Source organism: Bacteroidales bacterium (assembly GCA_013141385.1).
Taxonomy (GTDB): domain Bacteria; phylum Bacteroidota; class Bacteroidia; order Bacteroidales; family Tenuifilaceae; genus UBA8529.
The window spans coordinates 1-13770 of the sequence record JABFRB010000034.1 but is presented as its reverse complement, the minus strand read 5'-3'; the positions used below and the strand labels follow the sequence as shown (position 1 = coordinate 13770).

General features: G+C 35.6%; 13 protein-coding genes and 1 tRNA gene. 7 read left to right on the top strand and 7 right to left on the bottom strand.

Translation table 11 applies throughout. The features are described 5' to 3' along the window. Window position 1 precedes the first annotated feature (1 nt). From HOO91_17450 to HOO91_17435, 4 genes are all read left to right on the top strand, one after another. Window positions 2-781 carry a diaminopimelate epimerase gene (locus HOO91_17450; GenBank protein ID NOU19345.1) on the top strand — a complete coding sequence of 260 codons (780 nt, stop codon included), beginning with the start codon at window positions 2-4 and terminating at the stop codon, window positions 779-781. A gap of 102 nt (window positions 782-883) precedes the next feature. Continuing rightward, window positions 884-1258 carry a DUF1987 domain-containing protein gene (locus HOO91_17445; GenBank protein ID NOU19344.1) on the top strand — a complete coding sequence of 125 codons (375 nt, stop codon included), beginning with the start codon at window positions 884-886 and terminating at the stop codon, window positions 1256-1258. A gap of 137 nt (window positions 1259-1395) precedes the next feature. Next, entirely contained in the window at window positions 1396-2838 is a 1443-nt protein-coding gene (locus HOO91_17440) for a Do family serine endopeptidase (protein ID NOU19343.1), read from the top strand. A gap of 91 nt (window positions 2839-2929) precedes the next feature. Further along, entirely contained in the window at window positions 2930-3790 is an 861-nt protein-coding gene (locus HOO91_17435) for a sigma-70 family RNA polymerase sigma factor (protein NOU19342.1), read from the top strand. Window positions 3791-3830: 40 nt separating this feature from the next. Here HOO91_17435 and HOO91_17430 read toward each other — a convergent pair whose 3' ends face one another. The 6 genes from HOO91_17430 to bamD all read right to left on the bottom strand — a co-directional run bounded on the left by HOO91_17430 (window position 3831) and on the right by bamD (window position 10031). Next, window positions 3831-4670 (bottom strand): SDR family oxidoreductase, encoded by an 840-nt coding sequence (locus HOO91_17430; GenBank protein ID NOU19341.1) that lies wholly within the window; start codon window positions 4668-4670, stop codon window positions 3831-3833. Between the two features lie 355 nt (window positions 4671-5025). Next, window positions 5026-6690: a DNA repair protein RecN gene (gene recN, locus HOO91_17425; protein ID NOU19340.1), complete on the bottom strand. Its 1665-nt coding sequence runs from the start codon at window positions 6688-6690 to the stop codon at window positions 5026-5028. A gap of 27 nt (window positions 6691-6717) precedes the next feature. Next, window positions 6718-7632 carry a DUF4835 family protein gene (locus tag HOO91_17420; protein NOU19339.1) on the bottom strand — a complete coding sequence of 305 codons (915 nt, stop codon included), beginning with the start codon at window positions 7630-7632 and terminating at the stop codon, window positions 6718-6720. A 13-nt stretch (window positions 7633-7645) separates the two neighbouring features. Further along, window positions 7646-8878: a bifunctional phosphopantothenoylcysteine decarboxylase/phosphopantothenate--cysteine ligase CoaBC gene (gene coaBC, locus HOO91_17415; protein ID NOU19338.1), complete on the bottom strand. Its 1233-nt coding sequence runs from the start codon at window positions 8876-8878 to the stop codon at window positions 7646-7648. A 7-nt stretch (window positions 8879-8885) separates the two neighbouring features. Then, a complete protein-coding gene (locus HOO91_17410; GenBank protein NOU19337.1) occupies window positions 8886-9218 on the bottom strand; it encodes an RNA polymerase Rpb6 in 333 nt (110 codons plus the stop codon). A 15-nt stretch (window positions 9219-9233) separates the two neighbouring features. After that, window positions 9234-10031, bottom strand: coding sequence for an outer membrane protein assembly factor BamD (bamD, locus tag HOO91_17405; protein ID NOU19336.1), 798 nt, complete (start codon window positions 10029-10031; stop codon window positions 9234-9236). 468 nt (window positions 10032-10499) lie between these two features. Between bamD and HOO91_17400 the strand changes: the two genes are divergently transcribed. Next, window positions 10500-11741, top strand: a complete 1242-nt coding sequence (locus HOO91_17400; protein NOU19335.1) for an aminotransferase class I/II-fold pyridoxal phosphate-dependent enzyme — start codon at window positions 10500-10502, stop codon at window positions 11739-11741. Between the two features lie 48 nt (window positions 11742-11789). Here HOO91_17400 and trxB read toward each other — a convergent pair whose 3' ends face one another. After that, window positions 11790-12788, bottom strand: coding sequence for a thioredoxin-disulfide reductase (trxB, locus tag HOO91_17395; protein NOU19334.1), 999 nt, complete (start codon window positions 12786-12788; stop codon window positions 11790-11792). Between the two features lie 221 nt (window positions 12789-13009). Here trxB and HOO91_17390 point away from each other — a divergent pair. Together HOO91_17390 and HOO91_17385 are read left to right on the top strand one after the other, a co-directional pair. Next, window positions 13010-13086: transfer RNA gene (locus HOO91_17390), tRNA-Pro, on the top strand. A gap of 36 nt (window positions 13087-13122) precedes the next feature. Then, window positions 13123-13371 (top strand): GIY-YIG nuclease family protein, encoded by a 249-nt coding sequence (locus tag HOO91_17385; GenBank protein ID NOU19333.1) that lies wholly within the window; start codon window positions 13123-13125, stop codon window positions 13369-13371. Window positions 13372-13770: the final 399 nt, after the last annotated feature.

The following is a 13770-nucleotide window of genomic DNA, read 5'->3' as shown; positions in this document are numbered from 1 at the left end:
CATGAACTTTCCCTTTTCCAAGTATCACGGAGCAGGTAACGATTTTGTGATTATAGATAACAGATCGTGTTTTTTCACAAAGGAACCTGTCCTAATTAAAAAACTTTGTGATCGACATTTTGGAATCGGTGCTGATGGACTAATGCTTCTTGAAACATTTGCCAACGCAGATTTTTATATGCGTTACTACAATTCCGATGGAAATGAATCAACCATGTGTGGAAATGGAGGTCGGTGTATCACTCTTTTTGCCCATAAGATTGGAATTATTGGCACTAGCACCCATTTCTTAGGTATTGATGGTGAACACACCGCAAATATTGAAGATGAGAGAATGGTTAACCTTAAAATGCAGGATATAAAGGGTATTGAAATTGGTTCAGACTACTATTTCATAAATACAGGATCCCCTCATTACGTTTGCTTTGTAAACGATGTAAGTAAGGTTGACGTGAACAGTGAAGGCAAAAAAATTAGGAATTCCTTTAACCTTATAAATGGGGGGACAAATGTTAATTTCGTTGATCTATCTCAAAATCTCATCAACATTAGAACCTATGAACGAGGTGTGGAATCAGAAACGCTTGCTTGTGGAACAGGTTCAGTAGCTTCTGCAATAGCAGTTAACCACCAAACAAAAGACAATAAATCGGAATATTCTATCAATACTCAAGGTGGTAAATTGACTATAAAGTTCCATAAAGTAAATGATTTTGAGTTCAATGAAATCTGGCTAAAAGGCCCTGCAACACATGTTTTTGATGGGCAAATTACCATTTAATAAAAAGAGATTTTTCTCTAAACTGAATATTCTTATCTTTGCATTCAAATCAGGAGTAGTTTATTTTCTTTAATATCTTTACCAATACAATAAATAGTTATGATTATACCGTTAAGAATTCAAGCCACCAACGAAAGTTTAGAGGTAAATCTTGATAAAGAGATGAGTCGTTTTGAATTTTACGGAAAATCGCTTCCTGAAAACCCAAATGAATTTTTCGAACCCGTACTAAAATGGTTTAGGGAATACGTAAAGGAGCCCAATAAAGAAACTATACTAGTTTTCAAAATGGAGTATTTTAACACTGCTTCATCAAAAAGAATTCTTGATATCCTATCTATTTGTTACGAAATCCACAAGAATAAACAATCAATTTTTGTTAACTGGTTTTATCACTTTAATGATGAGGATATGAAAGAAACAGGAGAATCATTTTCCGAAATAGTTCATCTACCTTTCAAATATATAACCTATTAACTACTCCTTTTCTCTTTTTCAATTAACTGAAAAACTGTCAGTTTCAGCTAATCTTTGTTAAGATTTATCAATCAAATATCACAAGGTATAAGGTTTGAGCGTTATAATATTGTGTTAAACCTAAAATATTAAAAATTATGAGAACGCAGAGAATTATTATTCCTATGGTTTCTGCAATTGTTGGTGGTTTAATTGCAATTGCAGTAAGTAATTATTTTTTTAAAGTAAGATCGGAAACAATTCAACCGCAAAAATCCGAGAAAGTTTACTACACACGAGAACTACAAAGTGACTCGAACACAACTGATTTTACTATTGCTGCCGAGAAAAGTGTTGACGCTGTAGTTCACGTTATGACAGCGTACTCGGATAATAGTTTATACTCATCGGGAAACCCACTTTTCGATTATTTTTTTGGTCTCAGAAACAATCCAAACCCTGAACCGATATTAGGTTCTGGCTCAGGCGTTATCCTCACAAGGGATGGCTTTATTGTAACAAACAATCATGTTATTGATAATGCTCAGGAAATTAAAGTAATCCTTAATGATAAAAGAACTTATGATGCTAAACTAGTTGGTCGCGATCCCAATACAGACATTGCATTACTCAAAATCGATGCTAATGATTTACCCTTTATTGCTTTTGGTAATTCTGATGATCTTAAGGTGGGACAATGGGTTTTAGCAATTGGAAATCCTTTTAATTTAACTTCAACTGTAACAGCAGGTATCATAAGCGCAAAAGCCCGTAATATTCAAATTATCCAGGATAGTTATGCAATAGAATCCTTTATACAAACTGATGCAGCAGTTAATCCTGGAAATAGCGGAGGCGCATTAGTTAATCTTAAAGGGGAACTGGTTGGTATAAATACAGCTATTGCTTCGAGAACCGGATCATATTCTGGCTATTCATTTGCAATACCATCTTCCATTGCTAAAAAAATTGTTACCGATTTAATTGAGTTTGGAGAGGTTCAAAGAGCCATTCTTGGTGTAAAAACAAAAGAATTGGATTCCGAAACCGCAGAGAAATACAAGATAAAGGAGATAAAAGGGGTTTTAGTTGATGGAGTTTATAAAGGGAGTGCAGCTGAACAAGCTGGTTTATCAAAAGGTGACGTTATCCTAGAAATAAATGGGGCACAGGTAAACAGCCCTTCCCAACTTCAAGAGCAGATTAGTAAGTATAGACCTGATCAACAAATTGATATTATTGTTAATCGCAGCAATAATAAGAAACATTTCTCGGCAACATTACGTAACATGAAGGGCGGATTAGGCACATACAAAATCGATGAATCATTAAATTTATTAGGTGCCGATTTTAATGAAATATCAGATCGAATTAAACATGATTTAGGTATTAATTACGGTGTCCAGATTACTGGACTAAGAGATGGAAAGCTAAGGCAGGGTGGAATTAGAGAGGGTTATATTATTACCAAAATTAACCGTACTCCAATAAAAACAGTTGATGATATCAATCGTATTATTGGAATTTCATCTGGAGGAGTACTAATTGAAGGGGTTTATCCAAATGGTGTAGTTGCATACTATGCAATTGGAATTGATTAATTTATTTTGAAATCCTTGATTTTTCGATTAGTAATGATTTGATTATAATACTAAAATGGCATAACTTCGCAAAAATTTTTACAGACCCGAAATGAGACAGTTAAAAATAACAAAATCAATTACTAACAGGGAGAGCGCCTCACTGGATAAGTACTTGCAGGAAATTGGAAAAGAAGAACTTATAACAGTTGAAGAGGAAGTTGAACTTGCCCAGCGAATTAAAAAAGGGGATCAAGAAGCTCTTGAGAAATTAACAAGAGCTAATTTGCGTTTTGTCGTTTCCGTCGCCAAACAATATCAAAATCAAGGACTTAGCCTACCCGATTTAATTAATGAAGGAAATCTTGGTCTCATTAAAGCTGCCGAAAAGTTTGATGAAACTCGTGGTTTTAAATTTATCTCGTATGCTGTATGGTGGATTCGCCAATCGATATTACAGGCATTAGCTGAACAATCTCGTATTGTTCGTTTACCCTTGAATCAGGTTGGTTCCTTAAATAAAATAAATAAAGCTTTCTCAAAATTCGAACAGGAGTTTGAACGTACTCCATCGCCTGAAGAATTAGCTGATTTGCTTGAACTCCCTAAGGAAAAAATAACTGACACCCTAAGGGTTAGTGGACGGCATGTATCTGTTGATGCACCATTTGTAGATGGCGAAGATAATAGCCTACTTGATGTGCTGATCAATAGTGATTCTCCAAACGCCGACAAACTTCTTATTAATGAGTCATTAAGCAAGGAGATTGAGCGTGCCTTAGCAACACTTACCGAACGTGAACGCGATATTATTAAACTTTTCTTTGGCATTGGTTGTCAGGAAATGACCCTTGAGGAGATTGGTGAAAAATTCGGATTAACACGTGAAAGGGTTCGCCAGATTAAGGAAAAAGCCATTCGGAGGTTACGCCATACATCAAGGAGTAAACTGCTAAAAACATATCTAGGATAACAAATAAAAACCCCGGAAAGCCGGGGTTTTTATTTGTTATCTACTTGCAATCTCTACACTCCTCTAAATTTTTATTATAAACAGCCATTGCCCTATTACTCATACCCATACTCGAAAAACCTCCATCATGGAATAGATTCTGCATTGTAATTTTTCGAGTTAAATCGCTAAAAAGGGTAACACAGAAGTTTGCACACTCATATGCATCAGCATTTCCCAATGGGGACATACGATCAGTAAAATCAACTAGTGAATCGAATCCCATAACTCCACTTCCAGCAGTTGTTTCTGTTGGTGATTGTGAAATTGTATTGATTCTAACCCTTCGTTCGCGACCATAGATATAGCCAAAACTTCGAGCAATAGACTCTAATAACGCTTTTGCGTCTGCCATGTCATTATAGCCATAAAGCGTACGTTGCGCCGCAATATATGAAAGTGCAACAACTGAGCCCCATGGGTTAATTACATCAAGCTTCCAACAAACTTGAAGCAATTTATGGAACGATATCGCAGAGATATCTAATGTTTTATGTAAATACTCGTAATCTAAATCATCATAAGTTTTGCCTTTACGAACATTAGGCGACATACCTATTGAATGAAGAACAAAATCAATTTTTCCACCTAGAATTTTCATTGTCTCTTTTACGAGATGTTCAATATCCTCAACTTTTGTTGCATCGGCTGGAATTACAACTGTATTGCACTTTAAAGCTAAGTCGTTAATATTACCCAAACGCATTGCAACAGGGGTATTTGTAAGCACAAATACTGCACCTTCTTCATAAGCACGTTCAGCAACCTGCCATGCAATAGATTTTTCATTCAAGGCTCCAAAAATGAGCCCTTTTTTCCCTTTAAGTAAATTATTAGACATGCTTAAGCTATTTAGTTAGTACCTCAAATAACACCTTAATAGAAAGTTTGTTTAAAATAACAGTAAAGATGAAACAAAATGACAACTTAATATAACGTGAGTTCGACGTAAAAAACAGTGTATCAATCCATATATCAATCAATTTATTTTATTTGAAACAATGGAAAAATGGAATATTGGATAAATGGAAGAAATAAGTAAGAATCTAACCCCTTATTTTGACTTCGTCGAGTTCCGCTTCGCTCCAGTTCCATTGTTCCATCATTCCAACCTTCCATCATCACACAAAATAATTATATGTCTCTGCAAATAAACATATTATTACATTTCTTATATCGAGCTCAGGCTAAAATAATCAATTACCATTCATCGATAGCAGTTCCTTTGCATTTGTTAGTGCCGCTTCTGTGAGTTTTTCGCCACTTAACATTTTTGCAATCTCTATCACACGTTCTTTGCTATCGAGTAGTTTAATCTTTGTTGTTGAATTGGCAGAGTGATTGTCCTTATATACAAGAAAATGGTTTTTCCCTTTAGATGCTATCTGCGGTAAATGAGTAATATTAATCACTTGCATACCGTTAGCCATATCGTGAATGATATTACCAACTTTGTCGGCAATTTCACCAGATACACCAGTATCAATCTCATCAAAAATAATAGTGGGTAACCCTGATGATTTTATCATCATTGATTTCAAACTAAGCATTAATCTTGAAAGTTCTCCACCAGAAGCAACTTTAGATAGTTCTTGTAAAGGAATCTGCTTGTTTGCTGAGAATAAAAACGTTATCCTATCAGCTCCATTGAGTTGGAATGTATCTGTTTTTTGAATATCAACTTTGAAAGCAGCATGTTTAATGCCCAGCTGCACTAATAAATCAATAATGTTTTTCTCAATTATGGGTATTGCTACTTTTCTCTTTTTGGTTAATGTCTGAGACAAAGTATCAAGTTGCTTTTCAATATCTGCAAGCTTTTTCTTTTTCTGCTCAAGGTTAAAATCGAGATTGCTGATAAAATTGACCTTAGAATCAATTTCATCTCTTAACAATATTAGATTGTCAATTGAATTAAGCCTATGCTTCTGAAGAAGTGCATACAAGAGGTCTAACCGAGAGGCTACAAGTTCAAGTTGAGATGGATCCACATCCACCTTATCGTTCTTAACAGCTATTTCATTGGATATATCTTTTAATTCAACCCTACAACCCTCTATCCTTTTCTCCAGTTCAATTGCATCGGGAAAGAAATTTGAGATTTTCCTCAAGTTTGATTCTGCCTCTTTAAGCATATTGATAACAGAAATGGTATCATTAGTCAATGCATCAGCAACAGATTGGAGCGATAGTTTAATTTCATTTGCATGGGTTAGTTGCTGTTGCAAAATCTCCAACTCGTTCAATTCACCTACCTTTAATTTTGCTTGAATTAATTCATTTAACTGAAATTGGAAATAGTCTAAATCTTTGCGAGTATTTGTTGATTCTAATAAAAGTTTTTCGAGTTCGATTTTATTGTTTTGATATAGTTTGAATTGATCCTTATATCTATTTAAATCATCGACCAATGAGGCGAATGAATCGAGCACATTTAGTTGAAATTGCCCATTTCCTAAGAGTAGATTCTCGTGCTGTGAATGGATATCAATGATTAATGATCCTAAATCTTTTAAAACATTAAGATTAACTGGGGTTTCATTAATAAAGGCTCTTGACTTTCCAGATTCATTAATCTGTCTACGAATAATTGTATTATCATAGTAATCAATATCGTTTTCAGCAAAAAAGTCGTTAAGGTTATACCCGGTGAAGTTAAAATGTCCCTCAACAATACAACTACTGCTAGTATCCTTTAAAACCGATGTATCGGCGCGTTGTCCAAGTAAAAGCGAAAGTGCTCCTAAAAGTATGGATTTACCCGCACCGGTTTCACCAGTAATAATATTTAATCCCTGTTGAAACTCAATGTCGAGTCTATCAATTAATGCATAGTTTTGAATGTGCAGATTCTTAAGCATAAGGATCTAAATTATAGAGGTTGTAAGTTAGTTCTTTTGCTCCATAATTGCCTTATACTTCGAGGCATTTGCGTTATCAATTTCGGTAAGAATATTTAGAACACGAGTTTTTTCAGCCGGGTATGATTCTGAAAATAGATTTACTAGTTCGTCGTTCTTGGCATCGAAGAATAGTTGCATATAAAATAGGTATGGATCGGGTTTGTCGCGAAAAACCTTTTGAATAGTAGCCGTGCATTCAACAATTTCAACTCTCCCCTCTATCAACTTTTCATTCATTAAATCTAAACCCAAACGATGATATCGGTAATATACCTCACGAATTGGACGATATTTCTCGTCTAAAATATTTTCAATCATCCAATATCGATTTTTGCGATTACCTTCATAGACCTTCCAACCACTTTCAGGTGCATTTTGCGCATTATTCAAAATTTTCTCTGCCTTTTGAAAATATTCTGTACCCCCCATGTATGAATAAGAATCGTAATCGATTCCGAGAATAATATATGCGTAGAATGCTAATACAGAGGTAAGATTATTTAAATGGGTGTTTTCATTAAATTCCAACTTATTAAATTCCAAATATCTAAAATCGAAATAGTTGTCGAGGAAGTTTAACATCGTTGTATTGTAAGATGTATTGAATACTGGCCTACGAGCCTGAACCTGAATAGTTCCTTTGTACTCATCAGAGCCTATTTGCTCATTAAGGTTAATAACTATATTACATTCTATCCGTTCATCGATATTATATACATGGTTAGTCCATGAAGTATTGTTCATAAATTCATAGATAGCCGTTTGAAGTGTTTGATATACAGTTCGATTAGTTCCTTGAATTTTTTGAGAGTTGATCTGAACATTACACTTTAATTCTTGTGCCGTCAGGAAAGTAGGCACAATGATAAAGAAGAGACCCAATAAGCGTTTCAATTGCATATTTGGTGTTTTTTTAAAGGGAAGATTTTCCACCACGCCGAAGCCAATCAAATTTCTCGGCAATAAAGTCGATTATTTCATTCGCAACTTCGGTTTTTGACTTCAAATCTATTGATAATCTTTTATTCTCTCTATCAATAACTGCTACTTTATTCGTATCACAACCGAATCCAGCACCAGAATCGTTTAATGAATTAAGGACAATAAAATCAAGGTTTTTGGACTTTAATTTTTTATAAGCATTCTCAAACTCATTATCTGTTTCTAAGGCAAAACCCACTAGGAATTGATCTTCCCTTTTAGTTTTACCCAAAGAAGCGGCAATGTCCTTTGTTGGTTTGAGTTTTATTGTTAGTTCATCCCCTTCTCTTTTAATCTTTGAATTACTTACCGAAGTTGGGGTATAATCGGCAACTGCAGCAGCCATAATTGCTCCATTAACTGATGGAAAATTGCTTATTGCTGCACTATACATCTCTTCTGCTGTTTTTACAGATATTACTTCAACATTAGAGTGATTAGGGATAACTTTAGCAGGGCCGGTAATAAATATAACCTTAGCTCCTTGTCGAGCCAAGGATTCGGCCAAGGATGAACCCATTTTACCTGAGGAATGATTTCCTATAAAACGAACAGGATCAATAGGTTCAAAGGTAGGTCCTGAGGTTACTAAAACCTTGATATTCGAAAACCTGTTTTCATTCAAAAAAAAACTGATAACAGAGGTTAGTATATTTTCAGGTTCTTCCATTCTGCCCTTACCTGTAAGTCCACTTGCCAATTCTCCTGTTGCAGCCTCAATCACAATATTGCCAATACTTTGTAAAACTTTAATATTCTTTTGGGTTGCAGGATGATTATACATATCCAAATCCATCGCAGGGGCAACCATTACTGGGCATTTTGCCGAAAGATATGTTGTAAGCAATAGATTATCTGCAACCCCACTAGCCATTTTAGCCATAGTATTTGCTGATGCTGGCGCTATAAGATATAGATCTGCCCATAAACCAAGGTCAACATGGCTATTCCAATCACCATTCTCGGGATTAAAAAAATCAACTAAAATAGGGTTCTTTGAAAGGGTAGCAAGAGTGAGCGGAGTGATAAATTCTTTTGCCAATGGGGTCATAATCACTTTAACCTCAGCCCCCTCTTTAACAAGCAACCTAATAAGTATAGCAGCCTTATATGCTGCTATACTTCCGGTTATACCTAAAATAATATTTTTGCCCTTGAGCCTCATGGGTTAATTACTGTTTCTCCTCGTTGGTAGTGCCTTTTCTATAATATAATTTTCCCTCCAAAAATTCTTGGGTGGCAATGAGCGCTGCTTTTGGTAATCTCTCGTAAAATTTAGAAATTTCTATCTGCTCACGATTTTCAAAAACCTCCTCAAGATTATCAGTATAGTAAGCAAACTCTTCGAGTTTACGATTTAATTCCTGCTTCATTTCCTGACCAATCTTATTGGATCTTTTAGAGATAACTCTGACGCTCTCATATACATTATTGGTTTCGCGATCGAGTTTGTCTAAATCACGAGTTACAGTTGTAGAACTGGCATTGGTTTTTTTGAAATCCATATATCAAGTTTCAATTTAGTTTCCTAAAAATTTCATAGATGCTTCATACATCTTTTTTGCTTCCTTAGCGTATTCACTTTGAGGATACTCACCTATAAATGTATAATACTCATCAATTGCAGATTGGTATCTCTCCTTTTGCTTGGTGCGAACGCTATTATCGGCCAAAGTGTATGCAGATTTTACTATTAGAAAAAGTTGTTCCTCACGATATTTGCTATTCGGAAAATCTCTCAGACTATTCTTAAGAGCAACAATTGCTGCTTTATATTCACTTACATTATAGTATAGTTTAGAACTAAGGTATGACTTTTCAACAAGTTTTTCCTTCAGTTCATTCAGATATTTACTTACATCGTTTTTCTTATCTGAATTAGGATATTTTGATAAAAACTCAGAAAATGCAGCAATTGCAGAAAAGGTATTATCTTGATCAAGATCTGGTCGAGGGGAAGATTCATAAAAACAATAAGCATACATATACTCTGCTTCTTCAGTAAAAACACTTCTCGGATATGTTTTTCTGAAGGTATCAAAATAATGTCCGGCCAAAATGTAATCACCCTGATTATAATTCCCTAATGCATAATAATACTGAACAGTATCTGCTCTTAGGGTTCCAGAATAAATAGGCGCTAGCTGTTCAAAAATAGCAGTATAACGATAATGATCTCCTTTTTTGAAATACTCTAATCCCTTTTTATACTTATAATTATAGTCTTTACTCTTTAGAACTTTTTCAAATCCGCTACAGCTAAGTAATAGTATACTTAGCAATAATAGACAAGACAAAACATTACTTTTTTTCATCATAGTTTTCAATTCAAAGGCAAGATTTATTAATAACCGAAAAGGGCTATTTTATTGTATACGCCACTTTCTAATAAGCAGGCAAAGTTAGAAAGAAATAGTTAAACTGAACATTTTTTTTACCAAAAGTTGATTTTTTATGTTACGTTTAACTAAATTTCACTTTTCAAATCACCTAGGTTAAGGCTAGATATCTAAAAAATTAGTCTAATACATTAGATCTATATAGTCCAAGCTAACTATTGGTTACAATCTGATAAGTCTAATTTACAAGTTTAACAAAGTCTATAGAATTTGGGGATTTCTTAATGGAAGTATGAAAATATTTTTAGTAATATTTTCATCTCTCTAAATATCAATCATATAACCCAATATATTCTATTGAAAAAAACAAATCTTTTGTTAGTAATCAAAAAAATGTACTTTTGTTAGATTTTAATTAATAATTGTACCAACCAAATAATTACAATCGTGGATATATTTGATAAGATCAAAAAAGGGATGGGTCCTATTGGACAGTGGCAGAATCAGGCTCATGGCTATTTTGCCTTTCCAAAACTTGAGGGGGAAATCAAACCAAGAATGAATTTTCGTGGAAAAGAAGTTCTTACATGGAGTTTGAATAACTATTTAGGGTTAGCGAACCACCCCGAGGTTCGTAAAGCTGATGCTGAAGCAGCAGCTCAATTCGGTATGGCGTATCCTATGGGTGCCCGAATGATGAGCGGTCAAACCCGTAAGCATGAGGAGTTGGAGCAAAAACTAGCTGCTTTTGTTGGAAAACCTGCAGCCTACCTTCTAAACTATGGCTATCAGGGTATGGTATCAATAATTGATGCTCTCCTTAGCAGGAATGATGTTGTTGTTTACGATTCAGATGCACATGCCTGTATAATTGATGGTTTAAGGCTATTTCCAGGTAAAAGGTTTGTTTTTCCACATAACGATATTCAAAGTTGCCGTAAACAATTAGAACGTGCAACTAGGTGGGCTGAAAGAACTGGCGGAGGTATTCTAGTTATTACAGAAGGAGTTTTTGGGATGGCCGGTGATTTAGGGAACCTAAAAGGAATTGTTGAACTTAAGAATGAATTTAACTTCCGTTTACTTGTTGATGATGCTCATGGATTTGGAACCATGGGTAAAACAGGTGCAGGTACTGGTGAACATTTTGGAGTTCAGGATAAAATTGATATCTACTTCTCCACATTCGCAAAAAGTATGGCAGGAATTGGTGGTTTTGTAGCTGCTGAGGAGGAGGTTATTTTATATTTAACCTATAATCTTCGTTCGCAGATATATGCAAAATCGCTTCCAATGCCGATGGTTTATGGAGCGCTTAAGCGTTTAGAACTTCTACAGTCCAAACCTGAACTTAAGGAAAAACTTTGGGAAGTGGTTAACGCCCTTCAAAAAGGTCTTAGGGAAATGGGATTTGATATTGGCAAAACTGAATCGCCAGTTACTCCTGTTTACATGGTAGGAGGAGTTCCAGAAGCTGCGAATCTAGTATTTGATCTGAGAGAGAATTATGGCATTTTTTGCTCATTAGTAGTATATCCTGTAATACCTAAAGGTCAAATTCTTTTACGCCTTATACCTACTGCTGTGCACTCATTAGATGATGTGAAGCAAACTATTGCTGCATTCGCTGAATGTCGCGATAAACTTTTAGCAGGAAAGTACGATAAAGTCAAAGTTGCTCAATTCTAAAAGCAATTCAATATCAAAAAAGCCCCGATTGGGGCTTTTTTATTTTGATTAAAACTTTCGTTCTCCAATATACCTTTCGGCATCAATAGCAGCCATGCAACCAGATCCTGCAGCGGTAATTGCCTGACGATAGTGTGGATCCTGAACATCACCACAAGCAAATACTCCCGAGATATTAGTTTTACTAGTACCTGGTATTGTTTTAATATATCCAACCTCATCAGTTTCGATCCAAGGTTTAAAAATATCAGAATTGGGTTGGTGTCCTATTGCTACAAAGAATCCGGTTATATCCTTCTTCGCAAGTTCACCCTTGGATATATTTTCGAGGAGAACACCAGTTACGCCATTAACATCACCTAGAATTTCTTTTGTTGTATGTTCAAAAAGCACTTCAATGTTAGGCGTTTTCATCACTCTCTCCTGCATTGCCTTTGAAGCGCGTAAATATGGTTTGCGAACAATTAGGTATACTTTTTTACAAAGCCCTGAAAGATAGGTAGCTTCTTCTGCTGCAGTATCGCCGCCGCCAACAACAGCTACTTCCTGTCCTTTATAGAAGAAACCATCACAGGTAGCACAGGCAGAAACTCCTTGACCCTTGTATTTTTCCTCCGATTCTAGCCCTAAATATTTTGCAGTTGCTCCAGTAGCAATAATTAATGCTTCCGTTTCAATAATTTTTTCGTCATCAATTGTTATTTTATAAGGTTGCGATGATAAATCAGCAGATGTTGCAATACCAAAACGAATATCAGCACCAAGACGAGTAGCCTGTTTCTTTAAATCTTCCATCATCTCTGGACCAGTAATCCCATTGGGATAACCAGGAAAATTATCAACCTCAGTTGTTGTTGTCAATTGCCCTCCAGGTTGAATACCCTCGTAAAGTACAGGGTTGAGGTTTGCTCTCGAAGCATATATAGCAGCGGTATACCCTGCAGGCCCCGAACCAATAATTAGTACTTTAACTCTTTCAACTGGTAGCTCTTTCTTTGAAGTATTCTTGTTACTATCCATATTATTCAATGGCTTAAATAGTTCCATAGTTATTTGGTTAAAAAACAATTGTCAAAGTTAATGAATGCCGCTTAAACAAACTAACACTGTACAATTAACAAAAAAAGAATCTTTTAGTTTTCTGAAATCAAAAAAAGAATCTATTTTTGCATCCGCTAAAACAATCGGGGTGTGGCGCAGTTGGCTAACGTACCACGCTTAGGCGTGGTGGTCGTTCGCTAACTGGAGTTACAGCCAAAGAAGTTAATCGGGGTGTGGCGCAGTTGGCTAGCGTACTTGCATGGGGTGCAAGTGGTCGTCCGTTCGAGTCGGATCACCCCGACCAGATTAAAGGGGCATTTGCCCCTTTTTTGATATGTTTATGTTTTATACTTATATACTGTATAGCGACAAACTTAGTGTTTACTATACTGGCTCCTCTCAAAATCTTGAGATAAGGCTTCAGGAGCACAACAGGGGTAAAACAACTTTTGCGGCGAAAGGAATGCCTTGGAGGCTTATCTACTATAAACCCTTTAACACTCGAACGGAAGCAATGACCCTTGAACGCAAAATCAAGAAGCGTGGTGCGCAAAGACTTCTTAACGATTTAGAGTCAAAAGTCGGATAGTATACCACGCTAGGGCGTGGTGGTCGTCCATTCGAGTCGGATCACCCCGACAAAAATATGGTATATATGCCAAAAATAGTTGTTAAAAACTCATACACCTCTTGTTCTTACTGAGTTTACTGATACTCTATTGGAGGGTGTTTCAATAGATGATGAAAAAAATTTCTTTATAAACCTCTCCACCCATTTGTGAGAGAGGATTTCTAAAGAAATTTTTATGAGATAAAAACAAAATCACCAACTAATTTTGGCATTATTACCAAAATAGGCTGTCCTGACTTGTGACAATTAGTGCGGTAGCAAATTCCAATTTTTTATTAAAGGAGCAAGAGGACTACTCATAATTTCTGAAGTAGGTGCGATAAACTTAAATATTTCCTTGGTTAGCGTGTCTTGAAT